This is a genomic window from Wolbachia endosymbiont of Aedes albopictus, from assembly GCF_024804185.1.
GTDB lineage: Bacteria > Pseudomonadota > Alphaproteobacteria > Rickettsiales > Anaplasmataceae > Wolbachia > Wolbachia pipientis_B.
The window spans coordinates 1,150,712-1,174,992 of the sequence record NZ_CP101657.1 but is presented as its reverse complement, the minus strand read 5'-3'; the positions used below and the strand labels follow the sequence as shown (position 1 = coordinate 1,174,992).

The following is a 24,281-nucleotide window of genomic DNA, read 5'->3' as shown; positions in this document are numbered from 1 at the left end:
TGGTTATATAACATGACTGATGAGATAAAAAAGCAACAAATAATAGATCCACAAAGTTTTGGAAGTAATAAAAAGATCCGATGGAGTTCTTTCGCAGTGATTTGTCAAACAAAACAGATGAACACGAAAGTGATAATCGACTACAGAACTCTAGTGATCATGATTCAGATGATAGTTCAGCTGATAGACGCCTTACTGAACCAAGTGATTGGGACTCAAATTCGAGCTGTAGTTCAGATTATTCTTATTTTCCTGAAGGTGGCTCACTTTTAATGGATCTAGAAATACCATTAACTGAAAATGAAGAGAAGCTGATTGATGAATTTTGTAAGGAGATGAAAGGCAAAATAGAAGAAAATGAACGAGAGTATAAAACAAAGATATCTAAGCAGCAAAGTATAGAAAATTGGACAGAGGGTGCTTTAGAACGTATTAAAAGCGTAGTAGATAAATACTTAGAGAAAAGGATAAAGTTAAATTCACGTTGTAATAGCAGTGAAGAAACTGTAGTAAACTTAATATTTAATGAAATAGTAGGTGTTCTTGAAAGTACCACAAATACAACCTCTGGTGGTAGATCATCTAGGTTTGACCCTATAGACCTTCTAGATTATAGTAAGGATGAAGATGAAGCAACAAAAGATGAAAATATAAGCATTATACAAAGCATTGTTCGTGATTTATTGTTAAAGGGCGGGAGGGTAAAACGACATCTCTTCCATCATGATAGGATAGGACATGCAACCACTGCATTTGTAGATAATTCTTCTCTTCAGTTTGACGAGCATCTCTTTGCGGAATGTAAGGAAATTGAAAACGATCTAAAAAATGTAGCATATGAAAGTATTGTAAACAAAAATGAGCAAGCTCAAAAGGACAAATTAGAATTAAAAGTAGAGATAGATAATGAGTGCTTTTGTATAAAATATCGACAAGATAGTACTGTTGAAGTTGCAAAAATCCTAAGCAATGAAAAGAATAAAAGTTTAAACTTAAGAGTTGGTATACTGCAAATTGGGAAAAGTATAGTAAGAGTTGAAAGCTACACCGGAAAAAGAAATTATCTGGATGTTCTTAAGCAAGGTGTAATATTATCTTTTGATAGTGAAGCAAGAAAAATCAGTATTCATCTAAATCCTAAGAAAAATAGTAATAAAATAGAAGTAAAGCTTGATGAAAGTAGTGAAGAAGTGTTTGAAAAATTAAAAAAAAGTGGATTAAGTTTAGGAGAAAACTGTCTTTTAGGAGGAAAAAGCGTTCTGGAAGCTATACGAGATGGAAATTTTGAAAGAAATAGAAGTATTATACCAACTAGCATAATTGAACAACCAAATACTGCAACGAACACTCCACGATCTCACCTAGAGAACATTAGTCTGAGCGGACACAATTACAGAACTAAACAATAGGCCTATCTATCATTCTAATGTGATTTCAGTTTTTTTACGTGCAAACTCTCTAATCCCACTTTGTAGTTAGGATAAATTAGAGAGACATTAAGATCTTTTTTAATTTTAACATTACTTACTTTTTTTGATCCTAAATAAAAACTCTGTGCATAATCTGGTAACTCAATTGGCTCTGGAGGACTAACATTGAGAAGTTTGGCTGCATACATTATCACTTCAGATTGTGTAGTGGGTGAATCATCTGCACAATTGTATATTTCACCAGGTTTTATGCTTTGCATGGAAGAAAATAGAATGTTCGATATATCTTCAACGTGAATACGAGAAAAAAAATGCCCTTCTTTTTTCACATTTTTTGCTTTGCCAAGCTGCAAGTCAATTAACACGTTCCTACCAGGACCGTATATTCCAGCTAAACGAAAAATATGTACAGGCAGTTTGCTATTCAGCCACTTCTTTTCAGATCTAAGGCGCTTTTCCCCTCTGATTTCTATAGGTTTTGTTTCAGATTCCTCATTCACCCAATTACCAGAGTAATCACCATAAACGCTAGTTGCAGACAAATAACCAAACCATTTAACATTTTGCAGGCAATCACCATATCTCTCCATAACATCATCACCATCTGGAGGAATAGAAATTAAAACGTGCGTTGCGCTTTTAAGCAGATCTTGACTAACTTTCTCATAATTAAAGAGGATTACATTTTGTATATTTTTACTTCTTGATGTGCCACTGACTTTCCAACCTAAGTTCAGCAGTTTTTTCGATAAAAATTTAGCCACATATCCATAACCAAAGCAAAACAAGTGCATGAAAATTAATTTTTAAAATTCTTCTTGATAAATTCTACTCCTAATTTCATCACCTCTTCATTAATAATATGCCCTAATCCATGAATTGGGTGCCCTTCAACATTTACCCCATTTTCTTTCAGAGCTTTAACCGCTAAGTCGAGAGACGAAAAAGGTACCACGTCGTCAGCATCACCATGGATAACACATATGTTAGGTTTTGACTTGATCTCTGGTGCAGTTTTTGAAGGTGAAAGAAACCTACCAGAGTATGCAACAACTGATGCACATGATTGAGAGCGGGTGAGAGCTGTATGTATTGCAAGCATTGCTCCTTGAGAAAATCCAACTAAAGAAAGTTGCGTATCTTTTAAATTAAGCTCCTTTAATTTTGTATCAATGAAATGATTTACAATTGATGTAGCATTTTTTACTCCATTATATAGCGCTTCCTCACTACGATCTTCCAAACTGAACCACTGATAACCATCACCTATTTCTCTTTCAAACGGAGCATTGGGTGCTACAAAATATGACTCGGGTAAAAACTTGCTCATAACTTTAGCAAGGTGAATGAAATTATCGCCACTTGAGCCCCAACCATGTAAAAAAATAATCAAATTTTTCTTATTTCCGCCTGCACAAATTTCTTGGCCTTTAAGTTCAATCATTTCTTTTCCTTTTGCATTTATATTTTTATTTAACACTAATTTTCAAATTTGTAAAAACATACTGTGATTGCTGTTGAATAATGGAGAGACATACTCCATTATTTTATACCTATAGCTAACTGAAAAAAGGTTGCCCTAGAAGGGATAAAAAGGTATAAAATGGCTTTGGATAAGGTAGAATGATGATGATCCTAAATATTTAATAAATTTGACTACTGAGGAATTTCAAAAATCTCAATTTTTTATTAATTGTGAGATGTGGCACATTCTATCTTCATATAGCTTTCCTCTTCATACCTCAACTAATGAAATTAGAAGCATCAACTCCCTTCTGCAAGCAAGCAGCAATAACAGTGTTCATCATTAGAAATGCAATTGTCATTGGGCCAACGCCTCCGGGTACTGGGGTAATAGCCTTGGCTTTCCCTTTTATTCCCTCAAAGTCAACATCACCTACAAGCTCTCCTACATTAACACTATTTATGCCAACATCGATCACTATTGCCCCTTTCTTTATCCAGTCTGCTTGAACAAAATTTGGCTTTCCAACTGCTGCAACTACTATATCCGCTTTAGAGCAATATTCAGCTAAATCTTTGCTCTGTGAGTGCAAGATGGTAACAGTGCAATTTTCCTGCAGCAATAGGTGAAACATTGGCTTGCCCACGATATTTGACCTACCAATTACCACTGCGTTTTTACCGGAAAGGTTCTCTTCAATTGATTTAATTAAATGCAAAGAACCTTTAGGAGTGCAAGGTATAAGGCAGTTTTTTTCACCTTTCACCAATCTACCAACGTTTTCATCGTGGAAGCCATCTACATCTTTTTCAATACTTACTGCGTTAATTACTCTGCTTGCATTAATATGATTTGGTAAAGGCAACTGTACTAAAATGCCATGCACAGATCGATCTTCATTTAACTCATTGATTTTTTCAATCAATTCATCTTCTGAAATATTATTAGGCAAAACAATGGTCTCAGAACTTATGCCTACTGATTCTGCTTTTTTCTGTTTGTTGCGAACATAAACCTGACTTGCTAGATTGCTGCCCACGAGAATTACTTTCAGGCAAGGAAAAACGTTACACTCTCTCTTTAAAATATCAATTTTTTGTGATAGCCTCTCACATAGGTCGTTTGCTATTTTTTTACCATCAATAATAATTGTCACTTCCTTGCCACTCCTTAAAGTCAGGTAATTTGATATCAAATAAATCCAATACTTTGCCAACAGAATGATTAATAATATCATCCAACGATTTTGGTTTAATATAGAAAGCAGGCACTGGTGGAGCAATTATTGCTCCCATCTCCGTTAATTTTAACATATTTTGTAAATGCCCAAGATGTAATGGTGACTCTCGCACCATAAGAATTAATTTTCTTCTTTCTTTTAGCGTTACATCTGCAGCCCTTGTCAATAGATTGGAAGTAACACCTGATGCAATTTCAGACATTGTCTTCATGGAGCATGGTGCTACAATCATTCCTGAGGTTTTAAATGAGCCACTTGCTATTTTTTCTCCTATTTTTTCTTCAGAATAGTAAAAATCTGCAAGTGATGTAATGTCTTCAAGTTTTTCTTTAATCTCATGAGCTAGAGTTATTTTTCCAGCACGACTTATCACTAAATGAGTTTCATAACCAAATTTGCAGCGCGTGACGCTGGAATCTATATTTCTTTTTCTCTGGATCCCAGTGTCAGCTACTCGTATGACAGGGATAAGAGATCTATTAATATTTCTTAACGCCTCTAAAATACGTACACCGTAAATAGAACCAGATGCTCCACTTATTCCAATTACAATTCTGCTATTCACTTAACTCTTCTTCGTAGCTCATTCCCAATGCACGTTTATAGGTATCAAGCAATATTTCCTGTTCCTCTCTGTCATCATCATCCATCTTCCTCAGCCTAATAATTTGTTTCATCACTTTTATATCCCAACCTTCATCTGCGGCTTTTGCATATACATCACGAATGTGATCTTGTACATCCCTCTTTTCTTGTTCAAGTTTTTCGATTCTCTCTATGTAACCCTTCAACTCTTCAGCCGTTATTTTTACTGTATCTTCCATGAAACTCCACTAATTAATTGCTGCTACTAGTATTACCAGTTTTTACTTGCACTTCAACAACAGCAATAATATTTTTATCTTTTTTTAAAATCTTAAAGCGAAAACCATACATAGAAAACTCCTCGCCTTCGTCAGGAATGCGCTCTATTTTATTCACAATCATACCTGCTAGAGTTGTAGCTTCTTCACTAGGGAGATTCCAGTGTAACTGCCTGTTAATATCTCTAATCGTGGATTCTCCTTCTATACAATACACATTGTCAGACATCTTCTTTATAAAATTCTCCGTAATCAAATCATGCTCATCGGAAATTTCTCCAACTATTTCTTCTAATATATCCCCAAGAGTTACAATTCCTTGCAATGCTCCATATTCATCAACAACAAGTGCAAAGTGTTTCCTATTCTTACGGAAATTGTGAAGTTGTACACTAAGCGGCGTACTTTCTGGTATGAACCAAGGCTTTGACATAACTTGGGTAATGTCAACTTCTTCCGCTTTATTATTCTTTTCACGCAGAGCATTTATTAGACCCTTCACGTGAATTACACCGATAATATCATCTGGTTCTTTTTGCCATAAAGGTATCCTACTATGACTGCTAGTTAAAATTTCCCTTATTAACTCTTCTTTACTTCGATTTATATCAAGAGAAAATAAATTTCTTCTATGGGTCATAATTTGCGATATCTCTGTCTCAGCCAAATCAAGTATGCTGCTTAGCATATCTAAATCCTGTTGTAACATAGTTCCTTCACTGCGGTGAAAAGTAATCATATTACGCATTGCATCCGCTGCAGATATTACTTCCTTATCTTTATGCAGCCCACATAATTTCAGGATGAGGTTAACAATAAATTGAATACCTAGCGTCAATGGAGAAAAAATCTTTACAAAAAACAATACAAAATAAGCAGAAAATGATGCAAATTTTTCAGGATTTTGAATAGCATAAGTTTTTGGTAGAACTTCGCAGAACAATAAAATACAAAATGTTATTATAATTGTTGATAGGAGAATGCCCTCATTTCCAAAAAGATTGATAAATATTGCTGTAAATAAAGCAGAGCAAGTAATATTAATAATTGTATTGCCGAGCAATACCGTTCCTATTGTTAATTCTTTCCTATTTAATAAGCGGTCTATTATCCTGGCTTTTTTGTTACCGTCTAATTTTAGCTTATTAACTCGAGAACGGCTAATTGAGGTTAAGCCTATTTCTGCTCCTGAAAACAAAAACGATAAAATTAACAAAATAAAAATTGCTGATAATACTAAGACCAATAACCAATCCATTAAAGTACGATGTTATTGTGATAAAAAACAAAATTAATTTTACATGTTATGGAAGGCATTTGCAAGCCTGAACTTATATTGCCGAATTTTATATATCTTTAATCTTAAAAAATAAATCATAAAGCATATTACACGCCGCATTCACATGCTCATCCTCAATGATAAGTGGTGGGGTTATCCTTACTACTTTGTTGTTTGAAACCCTAGTTATTATTAAACCTTTATCAAGAGATCGACTAATAACTTTATCAGCTACAGGAGTTGCTAGTTCTATTCCCATTAGTAACCCTTCTCCACGAACTTCTGAAATCATCTCAGGAAATTCTTTAGCCAAAGGCAACAGCTTTTCTTTTAAATATTTACTAATTCTTTTAACATGATCAAAAAAGCCTTCTTTTAGCATTATATCGAGTACCGCATTACCAACAGTCATGGCAAGTGGATTGCCACCATAGGTTGATCCATGAGTTCCTGGAGTGATTGCTTCTGCTATGTAATCTTTTACTAAACATGCAGCTAGAGGAAAACCGTTACCCATAGCTTTTGCACAGGTTAGCATATCAGGTTCAATGCCGACATTTTGATAATAAAATAAAGAACCGATGCGTCCATATCCGCATTGCACTTCATCAAAGCACAAAATTATCCCTTGAGCTTTTGTTATTTTCCTTACTTTTTGAAGATATTCTACGTCTAGTGGATATACCCCACCTTCGCTTTGTATGGGCTCTAGAAACACAGCAGCTGTTTCATTATTGATTTTTTCTTCTAATGCTTTAATGTCATTTCTTGGCACTTTATCAAAACCAGAAAGAAGCGGAGCAAAACCTTCGCGTGATTTTTCACTGCCTCCAGCAGAAATTGCAGCAATACTGCGGCCATGAAAGCCTCCTTCAATTGTAATAATACGATTACGTTTTGCTTGCCCTTTTGAATAAAAGTAACGACGAATAAACTTGATTGCAGCTTCTGTTGCTTCAAGCCCACTTGAGCAGAAAAAAACTTTATCTGCAAAAGTAAGGGTTGTTAAACGTTCAGCAAGCCTTTCTTGCTCGGGAATAGTGAAAATGTTAGAGCAGTGCCATAGTGAGCTCAATTGCTCTTTCAGTTTGTCTGTAATATATGGATGACAATGCCCTAAAGAAGTTGTAGAAATACCTGCAGCAAAATCTAAATATTTTTTACCATCTTTATCAAAAAGATATGCCACTTCTCCCCTGACTATAGGAATGTCAAGTCTATTATATGCATTAACAACATGATCCATTTTATAAGTATTGTGGTATTATCTGTATTATACCTGAAATGAATCCATTAACACAAAGCTTTTCCTTTAACCTGTTATGCTACCTCAACTAAAAATTTGGCTAATGCAAACCCTCTCTGTCATTACGAACGTTGTAGTTTGGGCCACCAGTGGGCAGTGCCCAGACTACTTGGATCCAGGAAACTTACCAAGTAAATGTACAATAAGAACTAGATTCCAGACTGGAATGACACCCTACTTAACCGTCATACCGCGATTCATTCGCGGTATCTCATCCGCTAACACGCAACAGACCGTCATACCGCGATTCATTCGCGGTATCTCTTAGCCGCTAACAAGAGATCCCGCTGCGGGATGACGAATTGCTTAACCGTCATTCCACCGCGAGCCGTCATACCGCAATTCATTCGCGGTATCTCTTAGCCGCTAACAAGTAGCAGGATGACGGTTGTCGTTTAGCTACAAACATTAAGAAATTTACCAAACAAAAAAAAGGCAAAAGAAGCCCCGAGTAGCGAGTTTTGACTCTATATTACTGTAAGTGGCGCTGTAATAATGTGCTAACGCTTAAAATAAGCGCGATTTGGCTGAATGTAGAAAAAATAAAAAAGACATGCAGCCGCTATAATTTTATGTAATCCGCCAATAAATACTCTGAGTTTTTTACTGAATTTTGTCATTGAGCCTGCAGGTCAAGAACAAGTTTTGAGTCACAAATACCCTTATTATCATAATAAGGGGGCTGGCGGAGTTTGTCAAGCAAGTTTTTTTGTTTCTACTGAATGACAGTTGTGACTTGGGGAGTAGTGCAAGAAGTCTATTTCCACAAAAATGCTTCAATTTATCTTAACATTTTGTCAACTATCTTTATAGGAATGACAATTTAAAAGGGCATTTTTACATATTCCATATGGCTGCCAGTTGCACTCCTCACATGCGTAATTAAATTCCTTTAAAGACATTTTCTCTCTAATCTTTTTTACCGCTTCATTCCAAGTTAAAGTCTCGCCAATTTTTATTCCTAAAATTCCCATATGCCTTCTATCTAGCTCTAAAACTTTAGCTTGTGAGGTGCATTTACCTTGTTTAGTCTGATTTGGACAAGCACTACAGATACTATCAAGGTTGCCTACTACTTCGATTTGAGTGTTAGGATCACTAATTACTTTGCTTGCTATCTTTTTATAATTTTCTACAAAACCCTGAGAATAACCATATCCCCGAAACGCGAGGGTGCACATGAAATGATGAGGGCGGAATTTTATCATTTTTTCAAATATTGCAAAGCTGCTACAAGTAGAAAAATTTTTACCAAACCAGGAAGGATAAATGGTAAAACACCCACCATTATTGCTTGTTCCAGACCCAAGTAAACAGCAAGCCAACTAACACCACAAATAAAGATTACAACTGTACCAGCCAGACAACTTAAAGAATTACACACAAATGATTTATATTTAGAGTTCAGTAATTCATTTACTTTGCTCATTACCATAACAGCAGCTAAACAACCAATTAAATATCCACCTGTCGGTCCGAGAAAAATGTGATAACCACCAGAAAAATTCGCAAAAACAGGAAATCCTTCTGCACCAAGTGATAGATATGTAAGCACAGAATAGAATGCTGTTCTGTGGTTAAATTTAAGCCCAATAAGCATTACTCCTAAAGTTTGCAATGTGATAGGCACAGGCTGCAATGGTACGCTTATTTGAGCCATCAAGAATAAAAGTAAAACGCAAGACAATATTTCAGCCAGTGTTGATCTGCTGCTAGATTGTGTTATAAACATACCTTCCCAATAAAAATAACTTATTAAATATAATATATGTGTATAAGAGGTTTTGCAATTTAAATTTTGCTCATATTGTGCTACAATGAATTATTTATGCACTATTAAATTAAAAATGATGAGTAAACAAGATCTATTATTGTTGATGAAAGCAAGACACAGCGGACGTTCATACGATACTACAAGAGCAATATCTCAGGAAGACATGGATATTTTAATGGAAGCTGTAAGGCTGACTCCCTCATGTTTTGGTGATGAACCTTGGAGATATGTGATATGCAACAAACAGAACAATCAAAGCGCATGGAAAAAGCTGCTAAATTGTCTTGATGAATCTAATCAAAAATGGGCAAAAGATGCACAAGTGTTAATTATATCTTTAGGTGCTAAAAACTTCCGTAAACAAGGTAAAGGAGAAAATCTTTGGGCTAGTCATGATACTGGTGCAGCAAATTATGCTCTTATGCTACAGGCTGCATCTGTGAATTTAATAGCTCATCAAATGGGTGGATTTGATAGAGATAAAATAGTAGAAAGATTCAACATATCCGATGATTTTAATGTAATGTCAGTGATAGCGGTTGGTTACGAAGAAGAGGGCGCCGAAATAAGTAAGAAAAAAAGAAGACCAATAGAAAAAATATTTTTTTATGATGAGTGGCCAAGGTCCTAAAAATTTTATCAAGATGCACGGTACTGGCAATAATTTTGTTATCATAGACTCACGTTCAACAAACAATTTAGACTGGAACTATAGACAAATTGCTGATCAAAGCAGTTGTGATCAAGTGATAATTATAACAATGTCTAATGCTGCAAACTGCTTTATACATATCTATAATGCTGATGGTAGTCGAGCTGAAATGTGCGGAAACGCAGCACGCTGTGTTGGATATTTGATAATGTCAGAAAAAGGTACTGAGCATATCACTATTGAGCTGGTAAACAAACGCATTTTAGAGTGTTTTAAAGTTGGTGATAAATCCATAAAGGTTAACATGGGTAAACCTTTGCTAAATTGGCATGAAATTCCCTTGTCTACTGAGTGTGACACTCTTCACTTACCTATAGAGCTTGAAATGCTAAAAGATCCTGTTGCAGTAAATATTGGTAACCCTCATATAGTTTTTTTTGTTGATAACATAAGTGAAATACCATTGCGAAATTTAGGACCAAAGCTAGAAAATCACGTACTATTTCCTCAGAAAATTAATATTAGTATTGCACAAGTTGAAAAGTCTGGAGAAATAGCTTTAAGAGTTTGGGAAAGAGGTACAGGCATTACTGCATCATGCGGTAGTGCAGCCTGTGCAGCACTTGTTGCATCCACACTACGTGGATATCTGACTGCCCAACAGACTTCAGTAGATTTACCAGGAGGTAGGTTATTAATCGAATGGGCAAATAACGTATTCATGACTGGTGATATAGGATTTTTGTGATAATTGTTTTTACAATGCAAAACTACTTGACAAACTCCGCCAGCCCCCTTATTATAATGTTAAGGGTATTTATGACTCAAAACTTGTTTTTGACCTGCAGGCTCAATGACAAAATTCAGTAAAAAACTCAGGGTATTTATTGGCGGATTACATAAAATTATAGCGGCTGCATGTCTTTTTTATTTTTTCTATATTCAGCCAAATCGCGCTTAAACTAAGCGTCAGCACATTATTACAGCGCCACTTACAGTAATATAGAGTCAAAACTCGCACCACGGGGCTTCTTTTGCCTTTTTTTTCGTTTGGTAAATTTCTTAAACATTTATAGCTAAACGACAACCGTCATTCCGTTACGTGTTAGCGGGATCTCTTGTTAGCGGATGAGATACCGTGAATAAATCACGGTATGACGTAGGATTGCCTTCATCCCGCAGCGGGATCTCTTGTTAGCGCCGCGGCGGAATGACGGTTCGCGGTGGCATGAAGGTTAAGCAATTCGTCATCCCGCTACGTGTTAGCGGCTAAGAGATACCGCGGCGGAATGACGGTTCGCGGCAGTATGACGGTTAAGTAGGGTGCCATCCCAGTCTGGGATCCAGAAAAATTGATTATGTACTATACAACATTTTCGATCAAAAGCTGGATTCCAGACTGGAATGACATCATAGGGGGTACTTACATGACATCATTCTTTTTCCTGGATCCAAGTAGTCAAGCTACTCGGATGACACCCTACTGGTGGGAATTGCTCCTCAAATCACAACGTTCGTACAGTTGCGTTTTAGGTTAGGAACTGATGCATTACTTCCAAAACTTTTTTACCAATCACCGCAGGAGTCTCTGCAATTGCAATTCCAGCGCTCTGCATAATTTCTAGTTTTGCACCAGCACTTCCACCACTGGAAGAGATGATTGCTCCAGCGTGTCCCATACGTCTTCCTGGAGGTGCTGTTTGACCTGCTACAAAACCAACGATTGGCTTTTTAGTTTTTTCTGTTTTCACAAAATGTGATACATCTTCTTCTTCGTTTCCACCTATTTCACCAATAACTACAATACCATGAGTATCGTCATCTTTTAAAAAGAGCTCCATACAGTCGACAAATGTCATACCATGAACTGGATCCCCCCCAATTCCGATACACGTGGATTGACCAAGACCAACAGCGGTTGTTTGTGCTACTGCCTCGTAAGTTAAAGTTCCGGAGCGAGACATAATTCCTATGTGTCCACGCTTATGGATATGGCCAGGCATAATTCCTATTTTGCACTCTTCAGGCGTAATAATTCCCGGGCAGTTGGGACCAACCAATCGACTTTTTGAGTCAACAAGCGCGCGCTTAACTTTCACCATATCAAGTATAGGAATGCCCTCTGTAATACAAACTATCAATTCTATTTTTGCATCTATTGCTTCAAGTATTGCAGCAGCAGCAAATTTAGCAGGTACATATATTACCGTAGCATTCGCATCAGTTTTTTCTCTAGCTTCTGCTACAGTATTAAAAACCGGTAAATTAAGGTGAGTGCTATCACCCTTTCCAGGAGTTACACCGCCAACCATTTTCGTCCCGTAGTCAATAGCTTGCTCTGAATGAAACGTACCTTGTGCACCAGTAAAACCCTGGCATATTAATCTTGTATCTTTATTTACTAAAACGGACATGCTTTACTTTACCTCTTTTACTATCTTTTGCGCAGCTTCATCTAGCTCATCTGCAACAATAATATTTAATCCCGACTCTTCTAAAATTTTTTTTCCTTCTTCAAAATTAGTACCTGATAATCTAACCACTAGAGGAACTTTAATGCTCATTTCTTTTGCAGCCGCAACAATTCCACTTGCAATAATATCGCAACGCATTATACCACCAAATATGTTAACCAAAATTCCTCTTACGTTGCTATCAGACAATATGATTTTAAATGCTTCAGTTACAGTTTCTTTACTCGCTCCACCACCAACATCCAAAAAGTTAGCAGGCTCTGCTCCGTAGTATTTTATTATATCCATTGTTGCCATAGCAAGACCTGCACCATTTACCATGCAACCAATACTGCCATCCATTTTGATGTAACTGAGCCCATACTTTGAAGCCTCTATCTCTTCTTTCACTTCTTCATCATAATCACGAAGTTCCATAATTTCTGGGTGACGATATAAAGCATTGTCATCGAAATTAATTTTCGCATCGAGCGCAATAAAATCTCCAGAATTTGTTTCAACCAGTGGATTAATTTCAATTTGGCTCGCGTCAGTTGCAATAAACGCATCATATATATTTTTTGCAACATTTGTTATTTTTTCTATTTGTTCTGGACTCAAATTAAAACTGCTGCTTAATTTGCTGCTATCAAAACTTGTAGCAGAATCAATATCAAATTTCACAATTTTTGCAGGAGAATTTTTCGCCACTTCTTCGATGTCCATTCCACCTTCTGAGGAAAATATGAATATTGGCCTACTGAGCTTCGGGTCGATTACCAGGCTTAAGTAATACTCTTTCTTAATGCTTGAGCCTTCTTCAACATATACTTTTCTTACTTGCTGCCCGCTTGGCCCTGTTTGATGAGTAACTAAAGTCATACCAATCATGTCTTTTACAAACTGTTGAGCTTCTTCAGCTGACTTTGCTAGCTTTACGCCACCGGCCTTACCCCTACCACCTGCATGAATTTGAGCTTTAACCACAAACATGTCAGATTTTAATTGGCTTACTTGAGTCTTTACTCCTTCTGCAGATATAGTGACAAAACCTTTTGGCACCGGAACATTAAATTTATGCAAAATCTCTTTTGCTTGATATTCGTGAATATTCATAAAACAACCAATGATAAACTATTAAAAAATTACCAACCGTAACGCTGCCTTCTGCATTCTTGCTGGTGCCTCTTTTTTCTCGCTTCAGCTTTCTTTTTAGCTGTTTTTTCTGATTTTTTTTCATGATATTGTTTTTTCATTTTCAACCCTCTTCCTTCCTTTTGAATTGTTTTTTTCAATACTGGAAGAGCTCTGTCTACATCACCATAATGGACTGATACTTCAATCAAACTCTATACCTCCTTCGGTAATCATTTCAAAATTTATTTATAAATTAGAAAATTAACATTGTCAATTATTTTATAAACTTGAGCATTAAACTGCAATATGAACGAAATGCCTTTAAAAGCTCTAACTGTTAAAAGCGTTAAAACTTCTGCTAACATCGGGGCGGAGAGATTTGAACTCCCGACCCTTTGGTCCCAAACCAAATGCGCTACCAGGCTGCGCTACGCCCCGACTTCTTTACTCAGGTTATCAATAATTCAGGTAAAATGCAAGATTCATTTGTTTATTTTAGAAAAAACATAATATGAGATTTAATATTATTTTAGAATATGTTTTTTATTAACTCCTCTTTAGTAGCAAACTGCTTCGCAGGTAGAGTTTGTACAGTTAGCGCGTGCAACACTGAATCAGATTTTTCTATGGCCCAAACCTTAACCATATTTAAAAATCTAGCTACACCAACTGGTGAGAGTTAGTGCAGCAACCACAGCAGTATCGACCCTTAAAATTCTTTTTCCTAGACTCAATTTTTGGCAAAACTTATCGGCAAGATCAAGTTCATAAGATGAAAAACCACCTTCAGGACCAACAATAATAGCAACATTTTTCTTACCTTTCAGCACTTTATCAGCTTTACCTGTTTCATCACATAAAACAAAATTTTTACTCTGGGAATCAGGTAACTCACAAAAGTTAATAGGAGGCAAAATCTCTGGTATACTCATCCTACCAGATTGTTCCGCAGCTTCGATTGCCTGTAATTTTGCTCTACTTAGGTTAATGTTTTTTACTACTGTACGTTCCGTTGAAATAAATTGAATGCAGGTTACTCCCATTTCAGTTGCCTGTCTTACTATGTTGCCTAAAGCACCACTTTTTACCATGGCACAATATAAGTATAAATTTTCCTCATATTGCTGTTGTTTAGTACATTCTTTGAGTGTAATTTTTGTTAATTTACGCGATATATTAACTACTTCTCCTAACCATTCTCCATCCTTTCCATTAAAAAGAGAGAGATTATCATACTTCTTAAGCCGCATTACATTGCAAATATAGTGACTTTGTTGTGGATTAAGTGCTAAACTCACGCCTTGTGATAAAGCTTCTTCAAAATAAAGCCTAATTTTTCCCATTCAAAACTTTAATTATATTCTACTTGAGTGACTCTTACGGGATTTGAACCCGTGTTACCACCGTGAAAGGGTGGTGTCCTAACCACTAGACGAAAGAGTCAATGCGAATTAACTCAAGTTATATTGATTATGCACATAAAGTCAATTCAATTGTTTTATGACACAAGCAGTTTTTGTGAAATCCCAATTTGTGATATAAGAGTGATCTATAACCACTTAACAAGTGGTGGCATTGACATCATAATTGCATCTGGATTGCCGTCAGTCATTAAACCAAACCTTGTGCCACGATCGTATAACAGATTGAATTCTACATATCTGCCACGTTTTATTAATTGATTTTCTCGTTGTTCTTTTGTCCAAGATTTTTGTATATGTTTACGTATGATGTGCAAATAAATTTCCAAAAAGGCTTCACCTACTGCCTTTGTGAACTCAAAATCATTTCTCCAATTGCCAGAACTCAGATTATCATAGAAAATACCACCAATGCCACGCGGCTCTTTTCTATGTGGTAAGAAAAAATAGTTGTCACATTGCTCTTTAAATTTTGGATAATATCCGGTGTCAAATCTATCACATGTCATTTTGATTGATTCATGAATATACTTGCAATCTTCTTCATTTTTATATACCGGCGTAAAATCCATCCCTCCACCAAACCATTGTTTTGAAGTATATATCAGCCTTGTGTTCATATGTGCTGCAGGGATAAGGGGCGATTGCATATGAGACACCAAAGATATACCGCTTGCCCAAAACTCTCCGTTACTTTCACTTGCACCAGGAATTTCATTAATGGCTGAATCTGCAAATTTTCCGTGTACTTTTGAAACGTTTACTCCAACTTTTTCAAAAACATTGCCAAAAATAATTGTAGATTCACCACCTCCACCACCTGGGCGATCCCACTTTCTTTTTTCGATCTTTGGCTCTGCGGATGATTGTTTTTCAATTAATAAGAAAGATTCTATAATCTTATCTCTTAGTGCACAGAACCACTCAAATGCTTGTGTTCTTTGTTTTTCCATAATATCCTCTCGCTAGATTATTAACATTGTTATATCTGATATTTAAGGAACTTAACTAGATTTGGATGATAATTATCTATCAAAGACGTTAATAAATCTATAATAATTAAATCAATATAATAAAACATTTTCGTATGTGCAACGATGCCAAGTAACAATAATGAGTAAAAGATACATAGATAACAAAAAAGAGAACAGGGTTGACTTCATACTAAGAAATTATGGAATGTCAATTGTTGTGATGGCAGTTATTATGCTCTTACCTCCAGTAGCAATATCGATACTCTACTTTTTTGATATATATAGTCAGCATATTAATATAGAGATTAATTTATTAGTTAGTATTCTAACAACTCTCTTTATGATATATAATGTAAAACGCTACAGACACCTACTTAATACCATAGAATTTCAAAATGCAATATTTGCAAATGCACTAAATCATAATACAGAATTTTGCCTTATTTTACATAGAGATAAGGGTATTATTTATGCTGATGCAAGGTTCTATGAAAGGTTTAAAGATCATATAGATGATGACATTACTTTAGGCAAGATTTTTGAAATAGGAGATGTTTCAGAAGAAGACAAAAAAGTACTCTATCATGCACTAAAAAATAACTCTTCTGTACAGATATGCATTTCCTTAAACAAGAAGAATAGAGTATCTAACTTTCTTTTGCTCTTTGAGCCGATACCAGATAATCCTCAAATTGCTATAAATAGTAATAAGATTTTAAATTTATTATTAGTGCCAATAGCAAGGCCAGATGGGTATTTTGTGTTAAAAGCAACACAGATAAACAAGGAGCAGATATATGAAGAGTTAATAGAAAAACACAGTATAGGAACTTACATTGCAAATGCCAAAGGGGTGATTTTATCTGTAAATAAAAGATTTTTAGACATATTTGAACTGAAAAAACTGGAAAAAGGTAGCTCAATCAGTGATTTTATATCTCAATCTAAATATAACAATACAACAACCGATAATGAAATTTTGTTTTTTACTATAAGTGGTACTCCATTCAAGGCTTATATGAGCACTGCTATATTTTGTGATAAATACAACCATAGCTATATATATGGCTTTATAACACCAACCGAATCAAATATTGTTGATTATCAATTACATCCTTATTTTGCAAATTCATCGATTGCTATTGCACAATGTGACATAAACGGCAACTTTGTAAAGAAAAATACGGCACTAATAAAGCTTGCAGGGTCAGATAATAATTCAATCTTTACATTGATATTAGATAGTTATCATGTGAAAATACGTGAATATTTTTCGAGTAATAGAATAAATAATGCGTCCTTTGATGTACAGCTCAACGGCGATAATAACATAAAAATATATTTCAATAAATTTCTTCATAATAAAATGATCTTCATACTTTGTTATTTTATTGACAATACTGAACACAAAAACCTAGAGATAAAGCTTGAGCATTATCAAAAGATGCAAGCTATAGGGCAGTTAGCAGGTGGTATTGCGCATGATTTCAACAATATATTGACTGGGATAATAGGATTTTGCGATTTGCTTTTACTCCAACATTCAGCTGGTGATCCATCTTTTGGAGATATAATACAGATACAGCAAAATGCAAAGCGTGGATCAAATTTAGTAAGACAATTGCTTGCTTTTTCAAGAAGACAGACCTTGCAGCCAAAAATTATTGATGTAAATAGTACTATAGCTAATCTTTATGAAATGATAAAAAGATTAATAGGTGAAAATATAAAGTTTAATATTTATTATGGTAGAGACTTGGGTGCTGTTAGGGCTGATCAAGGGCAATTAGAGCAAGTTATACTTAACTTAGCAGTCAATGCTAGTGCTGCTATGGAAAAGGGCGGAGAATTAACTATACGAACCTTTAATCAAAAGATTGACTCATTAAATTCTACATCCCAGGACATGTTTTCTCCAGACAAGGAAACGATCGAACATGGAAATTATGTTGTAATTGAAGTAATTGATACTGGATGTGGAATGACAAGTGATACAATTGAAAAGGCATTTGACCCATTTTTTTCTACCAAAGATATTACCTCTGGTACAGGTCTTGGCCTTTCTACTGTATATGGCATTATTAAACAAACTGAAGGATACATCTATGTTGCTAGCAAAGTAAATCATGGAACTAAATTTAGTATATTTTTGCCCATGGTTTACATATCAGATGAAAATCTGATAGAGGAAGATAGTGAAGAAATAGAAAGACCGGTAGTAAGTGAAATTAAAGGTAATGGTATAATTTTATTGATTGAAGATGAAAATTCAGTAAAGGAATTCATTGCTAAAGCACTCAAAAGAAAAGGATTTGATGTAATAGAAGCGAGCATAGGCAGCGAGGCGCTAGAAATAATCAGTAAAAAAAATCAACATATAGATCTGATAATCACTGATGTAATCATGCCAGAGGTGAGCGGCCCAGAAATAGTTAAAGAAGCATTGATCCATAGGCCAAATATCAACGTTATTTTTATTTCTGGGTATGCAGAAGATGCTTTTTTAAAGAGTGATGACATCAATATAGAAGATTTTCACTTTTTGCCAAAACCATTCACTCTGAATGAGTTAGGAAACAAGGTTCAAAGTGTGTTACACAAAGCAAAAAAGACAGTCTAATTTTAGTGTGATTAGCAACAAAAAAATTTTCTAATGCAAAAGTTTCTTGCATATATACAATAGAATTATTTTATACATAAGATAAAAGGCGTGAGCAAGATTATTGCAATAGTAAATCAAAAGGGTGGAGTTGGCAAAACCACAACCAGTATAAATTTATCGACAGCCTTTGCTGCTGTGGGAAAAAGCACTTTATTGGTAGATCTTGATCCTCAAGGAAATGCTAGCACCGGACTCGGGATTTCTTATCGTAGTAGGGAAGAAAAAAATATATACAAAATACTACTGAGCAGCGAAAATGAATTGATAGAATCGGCAATTTTCAATATAAAGGAAATTCCAAATTTATCACTAATTTCGTCAGTAGTTGATTTATCAGCTGCAGAAATTGAATTATCACAACTTGAGCGAGGAAAATTTGTGCTAAAAAGCGCATTAGAGAAGATACGCGATAATTATGAATATATAATCATCGATTGCCCTCCATCTCTTGGGCTTCTAACCATAAATGCTTTGACTGCTGCTAATTCTATTATTGTTCCTCTTCAGTGTGAATTTTTTGCTCTGGAAGGATTAAGCCATTTAGTTAAAACTGTAGAACTGATAAAAAGGAATAACCTAAACCCTTTTTTGGCAATAGAAGGGATCGTGTTAACAATGTATGACAGGCGCAACAAACTCAGTGAACAGATTAAAAACGATATTTGCCAGTATTTAAATGATAAAGTATACAAAACTATCATCCCATTGTATGAGACTGTTATTCCACGTAACGTACGGTTATCAGAAGCGCCTTCTCATGGAAAACCTGCTATTGTGTATGATCTTAAGTGTCCTGGTGCACAAGCATATATAAGTTTGGCAAGGGAAATTTTGAAAAAGCACGCGAGCAGTTGTAAGGAGAAGAAGCTAGTGAGTGAGGGCGTGGTATGAAGGATGATAGACGCCTCGGCAGAGGTCTTGCTGGTCTCATAGGCGATAATTATGATAATAAAGAAGATCGACAAGAGTATTTGCCTATTTCATTACTGCACCCAAGCAAATTTCAACCGAGGAAACATTTTGACGAGGAGTCATTAAGAGAACTTGCAAATTCGATAAAGAAAAGTGGCATGATACAGCCTATCGTGGTACGCAAAGATTCAAATGATGATGGTTACGAAATAATAGCTGGGGAACGTCGTTGGCGAGCAAGCAAGATTGCAAATCTTGATAGTGCACCCGTTATCATAAAAGATCTGAGCGACAAGGAATGCTTGGAAGTATCCATTATTGAAAACATACAAAGGCAAGATATTAATCCAATAGAAGAGGGTGAAGCATATAAGCGACTGATAGATGAATTTTCCTATACACATGAAGAATTAGCTTCAACTATAGGCAAAAGCCGCAGTCACATAACCAATATGATTCGGATGTTGTCACTTTCCTGTAGGGTGAAAACAATGATCAACGAAAAAAAGCTATCTATGGGCCATGCAAGAGCGTTGATTAATGTTGAAAATGCGGAAAGTATTGCAGAAAGAATAGTTTTTCAGGCCTTAAGTGTTAGACAAACTGAAAAATTGATAAAAGACTTACAACAAAATAATGATCAAAAAGAGCATAAGTGTGCTAAAAATCAAGATATGGCAGCACTAGAAGGTGCTATATCTTCTCAACTTGGTTTAAAGGTCAAAATTAATGACAGTAATTCTAAGGGTAAAGTTATGATACGGTATAATAATCCAAATGAATTGAATTTAATATTAAAAATTTTAAATAGGAAACTTGAGTGCTAGTAGAGCAAAAAGATAATATAAAATACAACTGTTGGTGTCACCCAAGTAGCATGGAGAGACAAAAATCACTTGACAAACTCCGCCAGCCCCCTTATTGTAGTATTAAGGGTATTTATGACTCAAAACTTGTTTTTGACCTGCAGGCTCAATGATAAAATTCAGTAAAAAACTCAGAGTATTTATTGGCGGATTACATAAAATTATAGCGGCTGCATGTCTTTTTTATTTTTTCTACGTTCAGCCAAATCGCGCTTATTTTAAGCGTTAGCACATTATTACAGCGCCACTTACAGTAATATAGGGTCAAAACTCGCACCACGGGGCTTCTTTTGCCTTTTTTTTCGTTTGGTAAATTTCTTAATATTTGTAGCTAAACGACAACCGTCGTTCCGCTATGTATTAGCGGATGAGATACCGTGACGGTATGACGTAGGATTGCCGTCACCCCGCTACGTGTTAGCGGGATCTATGCTAAGAGATACCGCGGCGGAATGACGGTTCGTGGCGGTATGAAGGTTAAGCAATTCGTCATCCCGCTACGTGTTAGCGGGATCTAGAGATACCGCGAATGAATCGCGGTATGACGGTTCGTGACGGTATAACGGTTCGCGGTGGTATGACGGTCTGCGGCGGAATGACGGTTCGTGGCGGTATGAAGGTTGAGCAATTCGTCATTCCGCTATGTGTTAGCGGCTAAGAGATACCGTGGCGGTATGAAGGTTGAGCAATTCGTCATCCCGCTGCGTGTTAGCGGGATCTAGAGATACCACGGCGATATGACGTAGAGCTCGCGTTAGCTATACTTTTATACTCACCAAATAAGTTTGCTTGCTTACAAGCAAACTTTCCTGGATTCCAGTGTCAAGCACTGGAATGACATTGTGGGGTGTTATCCAAGTAGCGTGACTACTTGGATCTAGCACTTACATTACCAAACCATAGAAATTGGAGTACTGTCATCTGTTAGAATATCAAAGTACGGTTGTGACATTACTCCTCTTACGGCGCCTTGAAATCCTTTATCATTTGCGTCAGCCTCGATTGTAGCAGCTTGTGTGAAATCAGGATTCTTCATAAGTTCAGTAGCTACTTCTTGAGGCGTTGGTTTCAACCCTTTTTCGGCTAAGAAAACCTTTGCTGTTTGGTTATTGGTACCATCATACGGTGCTGTTTCTTTACTACCAAGAAATTCTCCTAACTTTTCTACTAGAACTAATTTGTTGCCATTTTTAGCAGGAAGTATAGCTTCCGCGAAAGCTTTTTGGTTTGATGCATCTGTAAGGTTGGAAGCATTGATTTTAACAACTACGTTATCTCCTGTGAGCTTGCCTAACATAGCATTTACACCAGCTTCAGTTGCATTGTCACCAAGAACGTTAACTTTATTATTTAAATCAGTTTTCTTAGCAAAAGTAGCACCTATTTTTGTTTCAGAAATTTTATCATTGCCATCTTTAGCATCGAATATAGCTTCAACAACGTCTTTTTCTGCAGCTTTTGTTTTAAGATCTGCAGTTTTAACGAATGCAGTATTAGCATCTGTTTTAGTATAAACATCTGTAGTATTAGCTTTATTATCTAGAGCAGATGTATCTGCTTTCTTTCCTAGCTCAGTATCGACGTAATTCTTGTCAGCTTTGTTAGTTAGAGCGGCTGTGTCAGCTTTCTTTTTCAACTCATCATCCACACCTTTTTTAGTGTAAACACCATTAACACCAGCACCTGCTGTGAGCTTTGGTACTAGAGCAGTTATAAATGTATCATCGTTTATAAGATCTTGTACTTTTCTACCATTCAAATCATCATTCAACGCCATATCACACTCTCCATTAATTATAAAAACCATAGAGTGCATAAAAATAATATAATTTCTATAAATGCTAGATTTTGCATAAGACTTCCCTGAAACTTGTTGTTTCAGAATTCTCCTCTTGTAATCCAAGTGTGTAGCAGATGATGTCATGCAAGTAGCTGACACTGGTTTGATCGAAAATGTTGTATAGTGCACAATCAATTTTTCTGGATCCCAGACTGGGATGACACCGAAGGGGCTACTCGCATCTGTCATTCCAGCGCGTGACGCTGGTTTCCATCCAAGACGGCAGTGCTTGACACTGGAATGACAAGAAGAGGGCACTGCCCTCCCTGTATGTATTAGATGTAGGCTGAGTTGTGGTCGTGATAAATGTGGTCGCTTGTGTAATCAAACATTTTCACAAAGCCATTCTCTAGATAAAGATTATATTCGTGATGTTGATCTGATAATACAATATTATCTTGCTCCCCTAAATTGAAATGACTTGAATCTGACAGCAATTCGTAATTTGGATTATCTATTTTACTAATGCTGCTTATTACTTTGCCATTACCACTTGATATAGCTAAACTATAACTATCACCATCCTTCATTATCTTGATGGATACCTTATCTTCAGGTAACACTATAAGTTTCTTTGTGCCACTATCGTGGATTACGAATTTGCCTTTTTCAAAATAGTATTTGTCTTCCGGCAAAGCACCAACCTTATATCCTGATTCAGCCAATTTGTGCCAAAACTTTAACACAGATTGCTTTTCTGCTCCTTCTGCTCTATCATACAAGGCTTTCACATCATTATAATCTATCGTTACATTTGCCTTGTGTTTTCCTTCTGAACCTTGATCGTAGCTCTTTTCTATTTTCAAGATTGTATCCTTTAGAACAATCTTTTCTTGCCCTTCATTTTGCTCATGTATTACTGGTTTTTTAAGTGCTTCCAAACCACGCAATGAACCAGTAGGCTGGACTTCCGCCTTCTTTTCACTTATTTGTTCTCTCGAATTGTCAGGCTGCACTTCGTCTTCTTTGTTATCTACTGATTGATGCTCAAATTGAGCATCAACAGAACTATCTTCCGCGCTTGAGTGGGTTTTTACCCAATTAGAAAACTCTTCTCCTTTTTGGATTTTCTCTGCTTCGCTTTGGTAGATTTTTTGCATCATCTCCTTGAAATAAAAACGGCCATTTATAGTTTTCCTATCTTCTGTTGCTGCATAAAGTAAATTATCAATGAAATTTGGATAAGTTTCTTCGATATATGCAATAACTGCTGCACCGGTTTGATAAGGATCGATGGCTCCTTTAACTATTTCCTCTAGAGTATGTTCCTTGTATTCCTCATTAACAAGTTTTGCAAAATCAGCCGGTTTTTCTCCTTCTGTTAAGTGCGTTACGTACTCTGCTAACCCTTCCATTAAAACTTTGCCAAGATCGAGCTTAGAAGTTAAATAGAACGTTAACGCATGGACAAACTCATGCTTAATAACATAATTATAATCGTTATGATCAATTTTTCCATCATGGGTAAAATCACCATTATTCCTAGCGTTTTCAGCATGAGAGTACATATTACTGATATAGTTATTGTCAGAGGATTCTGCTGCACCACAACCTGGTATGTGAACGTCATGACCGCCACTTAAATATTTCTGATAGCTCTCCTTATTTTCAAACAGGAACAGCCTAAAATTAGCAACGTTTCCATGCGTTAGAAGTGGATTGTTATCTTTCTTTATTCCAAAGACTTCATTGAATGTTTTTACAGTTTCTTCTAGTGATTTTAGGAGACCTTCATTGTTGATAACACCATCGTTGTTTTGGTCAGTCAAATCTTCAAAACTTTTGTCCTGAAATAGGTCAATGTTTAGATTAAACTTATTGTCAGCATTGTCATCAGTAACGTTTAGATTTATTCTACCTTGGAATGTTAAACCTGTTTTTTGTTCATAATGCTCACTTGATCTTGTTTCCTCCTGAACTTTTTTTATCCCTCCGAATTCACTTTCTGTTGGAGGTGTTATATCATACTTATTATATATCCCCTTAATTTGATCAATACTCATACTG

Annotated in this window: 26 protein-coding genes and 2 tRNA genes; 9 read left to right on the top strand and 19 right to left on the bottom strand. The window is 35.9% G+C overall.

The features are described from left to right. Positions 1-101: 101 nt before the first annotated feature. Positions 102-1,409 carry a hypothetical protein gene (locus tag NHG98_RS06165; protein WP_143697094.1) on the top strand — a complete coding sequence of 436 codons (1,308 nt, stop codon included), beginning with the start codon at positions 102-104 and terminating at the stop codon, positions 1,407-1,409. A 14-nt stretch (positions 1,410-1,423) separates the two neighbouring features. Here NHG98_RS06165 and NHG98_RS06160 read toward each other — a convergent pair whose 3' ends face one another. The 7 genes from NHG98_RS06160 to NHG98_RS06130 form a co-directional block, all read right to left on the bottom strand. Beyond that, positions 1,424-2,224 carry an SDR family oxidoreductase gene (locus tag NHG98_RS06160; protein ID WP_096560688.1) on the bottom strand — a complete coding sequence of 267 codons (801 nt, stop codon included), beginning with the start codon at positions 2,222-2,224 and terminating at the stop codon, positions 1,424-1,426. Between the two features lie 5 nt (positions 2,225-2,229). Further along, positions 2,230-2,874: an alpha/beta hydrolase gene (locus NHG98_RS06155; RefSeq protein ID WP_096560692.1), complete on the bottom strand. Its 645-nt coding sequence runs from the start codon at positions 2,872-2,874 to the stop codon at positions 2,230-2,232. A 298-nt stretch (positions 2,875-3,172) separates the two neighbouring features. Continuing rightward, complete coding sequence (gene folD / locus NHG98_RS06150) at positions 3,173-4,051, bottom strand: bifunctional methylenetetrahydrofolate dehydrogenase/methenyltetrahydrofolate cyclohydrolase FolD (protein WP_096560689.1); 879 nt, start codon at positions 4,049-4,051, stop codon at positions 3,173-3,175. Beyond that, positions 4,035-4,700, bottom strand: coding sequence for a UbiX family flavin prenyltransferase (locus NHG98_RS06145; protein WP_259245402.1), 666 nt, complete (start codon positions 4,698-4,700; stop codon positions 4,035-4,037). The genes folD and NHG98_RS06145 overlap by 17 nt, the downstream gene beginning before the upstream one ends. Beyond that, positions 4,693-4,959, bottom strand: a complete 267-nt coding sequence (locus tag NHG98_RS06140) for a DUF2312 domain-containing protein (protein ID WP_010082293.1) — start codon at positions 4,957-4,959, stop codon at positions 4,693-4,695. Before NHG98_RS06140 ends, NHG98_RS06145 begins: the two co-directional genes overlap by 8 nt. Before the next feature lie 13 nt (positions 4,960-4,972). Beyond that, on the bottom strand, positions 4,973-6,256 hold the full coding sequence (locus NHG98_RS06135) for an HlyC/CorC family transporter (protein ID WP_096560690.1): 1,284 nt from the start codon (positions 6,254-6,256) through the stop codon (positions 4,973-4,975). A gap of 88 nt (positions 6,257-6,344) precedes the next feature. After that, the gene (locus NHG98_RS06130; protein WP_096560691.1) at positions 6,345-7,523 is read right to left on the bottom strand and encodes an aspartate aminotransferase family protein; all 1,179 of its coding nucleotides are present in this window, start codon (positions 7,521-7,523) and stop codon (positions 6,345-6,347) included. Positions 7,524-7,626: 103 nt separating this feature from the next. Between NHG98_RS06130 and NHG98_RS06125 the strand changes: the two genes are divergently transcribed. Then, positions 7,627-7,851 (top strand): hypothetical protein, encoded by a 225-nt coding sequence (locus tag NHG98_RS06125; protein ID WP_259245401.1) that lies wholly within the window; start codon positions 7,627-7,629, stop codon positions 7,849-7,851. A gap of 529 nt (positions 7,852-8,380) precedes the next feature. Here NHG98_RS06125 and NHG98_RS06120 read toward each other — a convergent pair. Next, a complete protein-coding gene (locus NHG98_RS06120) occupies positions 8,381-8,791 on the bottom strand; it encodes a DUF1284 domain-containing protein (RefSeq protein WP_096617941.1) in 411 nt (136 codons plus the stop codon). Continuing rightward, a complete protein-coding gene (locus tag NHG98_RS06115; protein ID WP_096617939.1) occupies positions 8,788-9,315 on the bottom strand; it encodes a biotin transporter BioY in 528 nt (175 codons plus the stop codon). Before NHG98_RS06115 ends, NHG98_RS06120 begins: the two co-directional genes overlap by 4 nt. Positions 9,316-9,400: 85 nt before the next feature. On the opposite strand from NHG98_RS06115, the gene NHG98_RS06110 reads away from it, so the two are divergent. The 3 genes from NHG98_RS06110 to NHG98_RS06100 all read left to right on the top strand — a co-directional run bounded on the left by NHG98_RS06110 (position 9,401) and on the right by NHG98_RS06100 (position 11,547). Then, positions 9,401-9,988: a nitroreductase family protein gene (locus NHG98_RS06110; protein WP_096617937.1), complete on the top strand. Its 588-nt coding sequence runs from the start codon at positions 9,401-9,403 to the stop codon at positions 9,986-9,988. Then, positions 9,969-10,757: a diaminopimelate epimerase gene (gene dapF / locus NHG98_RS06105; RefSeq protein ID WP_259245588.1), complete on the top strand. Its 789-nt coding sequence runs from the start codon at positions 9,969-9,971 to the stop codon at positions 10,755-10,757. The genes NHG98_RS06110 and dapF overlap by 20 nt, the downstream gene beginning before the upstream one ends. 610 nt (positions 10,758-11,367) lie before the next feature. Next, positions 11,368-11,547: a hypothetical protein gene (locus tag NHG98_RS06100; RefSeq protein ID WP_259245399.1), complete on the top strand. Its 180-nt coding sequence runs from the start codon at positions 11,368-11,370 to the stop codon at positions 11,545-11,547. On the opposite strand, the gene sucD is transcribed toward NHG98_RS06100, so the two are convergent. The 7 genes from sucD to hemF all read right to left on the bottom strand — a co-directional run bounded on the left by sucD (position 11,539) and on the right by hemF (position 15,973). Next, positions 11,539-12,423, bottom strand: a complete 885-nt coding sequence (sucD, locus tag NHG98_RS06095) for a succinate--CoA ligase subunit alpha (RefSeq protein ID WP_096617264.1) — start codon at positions 12,421-12,423, stop codon at positions 11,539-11,541. The genes NHG98_RS06100 and sucD overlap by 9 nt on opposite strands. A gap of 3 nt (positions 12,424-12,426) precedes the next feature. After that, entirely contained in the window at positions 12,427-13,578 is a 1,152-nt protein-coding gene (gene sucC, locus NHG98_RS06090) for an ADP-forming succinate--CoA ligase subunit beta (protein WP_096617266.1), read from the bottom strand. A 29-nt stretch (positions 13,579-13,607) separates the two neighbouring features. After that, the gene (gene rpsU / locus NHG98_RS06085) at positions 13,608-13,808 is read right to left on the bottom strand and encodes a 30S ribosomal protein S21 (protein WP_096617268.1); all 201 of its coding nucleotides are present in this window, start codon (positions 13,806-13,808) and stop codon (positions 13,608-13,610) included. 155 nt (positions 13,809-13,963) lie between these two features. Continuing rightward, a tRNA-Pro gene (locus NHG98_RS06080) sits at positions 13,964-14,037 on the bottom strand. A gap of 218 nt (positions 14,038-14,255) precedes the next feature. Then, complete coding sequence (locus NHG98_RS06075; protein ID WP_096617270.1) at positions 14,256-14,942, bottom strand: 16S rRNA (uracil(1498)-N(3))-methyltransferase; 687 nt, start codon at positions 14,940-14,942, stop codon at positions 14,256-14,258. A 28-nt stretch (positions 14,943-14,970) separates the two neighbouring features. Then, a tRNA-Glu gene (locus NHG98_RS06070) sits at positions 14,971-15,042 on the bottom strand. A 106-nt stretch (positions 15,043-15,148) separates the two neighbouring features. Beyond that, positions 15,149-15,973 (bottom strand): oxygen-dependent coproporphyrinogen oxidase, encoded by an 825-nt coding sequence (gene hemF, locus NHG98_RS06065; protein WP_096617272.1) that lies wholly within the window; start codon positions 15,971-15,973, stop codon positions 15,149-15,151. Between the two features lie 160 nt (positions 15,974-16,133). Here hemF and NHG98_RS06060 point away from each other — a divergent pair, with 160 nt between their 5' ends. From NHG98_RS06060 to NHG98_RS06045, 4 genes are all read left to right on the top strand, one after another. Beyond that, a complete protein-coding gene (locus NHG98_RS06060) occupies positions 16,134-18,614 on the top strand; it encodes an ATP-binding protein (RefSeq protein WP_096617274.1) in 2,481 nt (826 codons plus the stop codon). 90 nt (positions 18,615-18,704) lie between these two features. Further along, on the top strand, positions 18,705-19,547 hold the full coding sequence (locus NHG98_RS06055; protein ID WP_096617276.1) for a ParA family protein: 843 nt from the start codon (positions 18,705-18,707) through the stop codon (positions 19,545-19,547). Then, entirely contained in the window at positions 19,544-20,395 is an 852-nt protein-coding gene (locus NHG98_RS06050; protein WP_096617278.1) for a ParB/RepB/Spo0J family partition protein, read from the top strand. Before NHG98_RS06055 ends, NHG98_RS06050 begins: the two co-directional genes overlap by 4 nt. A 568-nt stretch (positions 20,396-20,963) precedes the next feature. Further along, positions 20,964-21,092, top strand: coding sequence for a hypothetical protein (locus tag NHG98_RS06045; RefSeq protein ID WP_259245398.1), 129 nt, complete (start codon positions 20,964-20,966; stop codon positions 21,090-21,092). A 100-nt stretch (positions 21,093-21,192) separates the two neighbouring features. On the opposite strand, the gene NHG98_RS06040 is transcribed toward NHG98_RS06045, so the two are convergent. From NHG98_RS06040 to NHG98_RS06030, 3 genes are read right to left on the bottom strand one after another with little or no spacing between them, the layout of a single operon-like run. Then, on the bottom strand, positions 21,193-21,318 hold the full coding sequence (locus NHG98_RS06040) for a hypothetical protein (RefSeq protein ID WP_259245396.1): 126 nt from the start codon (positions 21,316-21,318) through the stop codon (positions 21,193-21,195). A gap of 5 nt (positions 21,319-21,323) precedes the next feature. Next, positions 21,324-22,532, bottom strand: a complete 1,209-nt coding sequence (locus tag NHG98_RS06035) for a hypothetical protein (protein WP_259245395.1) — start codon at positions 22,530-22,532, stop codon at positions 21,324-21,326. Positions 22,533-22,549: 17 nt separating this feature from the next. Continuing rightward, entirely contained in the window at positions 22,550-24,277 is a 1,728-nt protein-coding gene (locus NHG98_RS06030; RefSeq protein WP_259245394.1) for a hypothetical protein, read from the bottom strand. Positions 24,278-24,281: the final 4 nt, after the last annotated feature.

Bases quoted from the DNA above. Each gene is read 5' to 3' on its own strand.
- NHG98_RS06140 (WP_010082293.1), bottom strand. From the start codon at position 4,959: ATGGAAGATACAGTAAAAATAACGGCTGAAGAGTTGAAGGGTTACATA.
- NHG98_RS06115 (WP_096617939.1), bottom strand. From the start codon at position 9,315: ATGTTTATAACACAATCTAGCAGCAGATCAACACTGGCTGAAATATTG.
- NHG98_RS06160 (WP_096560688.1), bottom strand. From the start codon at position 2,224: ATGCACTTGTTTTGCTTTGGTTATGGATATGTGGCTAAATTTTTATCG.
- NHG98_RS06120 (WP_096617941.1), bottom strand. From the start codon at position 8,791: ATGATAAAATTCCGCCCTCATCATTTCATGTGCACCCTCGCGTTTCGG.
- NHG98_RS06045 (WP_259245398.1), top strand. From the start codon at position 20,964: ATGAATCGCGGTATGACGGTTCGTGACGGTATAACGGTTCGCGGTGGT.
- NHG98_RS06135 (WP_096560690.1), bottom strand. From the start codon at position 6,256: ATGGATTGGTTATTGGTCTTAGTATTATCAGCAATTTTTATTTTGTTA.
- NHG98_RS06110 (WP_096617937.1), top strand. From the start codon at position 9,401: ATGAATTATTTATGCACTATTAAATTAAAAATGATGAGTAAACAAGAT.
- NHG98_RS06155 (WP_096560692.1), bottom strand. From the start codon at position 2,874: ATGATTGAACTTAAAGGCCAAGAAATTTGTGCAGGCGGAAATAAGAAA.
- dapF (WP_259245588.1), top strand. From the start codon at position 9,969: ATGAGTGGCCAAGGTCCTAAAAATTTTATCAAGATGCACGGTACTGGC.
- hemF (WP_096617272.1), bottom strand. From the start codon at position 15,973: ATGGAAAAACAAAGAACACAAGCATTTGAGTGGTTCTGTGCACTAAGA.
- NHG98_RS06125 (WP_259245401.1), top strand. From the start codon at position 7,627: ATGCAAACCCTCTCTGTCATTACGAACGTTGTAGTTTGGGCCACCAGT.
- NHG98_RS06130 (WP_096560691.1), bottom strand. From the start codon at position 7,523: ATGGATCATGTTGTTAATGCATATAATAGACTTGACATTCCTATAGTC.
- NHG98_RS06050 (WP_096617278.1), top strand. From the start codon at position 19,544: ATGAAGGATGATAGACGCCTCGGCAGAGGTCTTGCTGGTCTCATAGGC.
- sucC (WP_096617266.1), bottom strand. From the start codon at position 13,578: ATGAATATTCACGAATATCAAGCAAAAGAGATTTTGCATAAATTTAAT.
- sucD (WP_096617264.1), bottom strand. From the start codon at position 12,423: ATGTCCGTTTTAGTAAATAAAGATACAAGATTAATATGCCAGGGTTTT.
- NHG98_RS06060 (WP_096617274.1), top strand. From the start codon at position 16,134: ATGAGTAAAAGATACATAGATAACAAAAAAGAGAACAGGGTTGACTTC.
- NHG98_RS06100 (WP_259245399.1), top strand. From the start codon at position 11,368: ATGTACTATACAACATTTTCGATCAAAAGCTGGATTCCAGACTGGAAT.
- NHG98_RS06075 (WP_096617270.1), bottom strand. From the start codon at position 14,942: ATGGGAAAAATTAGGCTTTATTTTGAAGAAGCTTTATCACAAGGCGTG.
- NHG98_RS06030 (WP_259245394.1), bottom strand. From the start codon at position 24,277: ATGAGTATTGATCAAATTAAGGGGATATATAATAAGTATGATATAACA.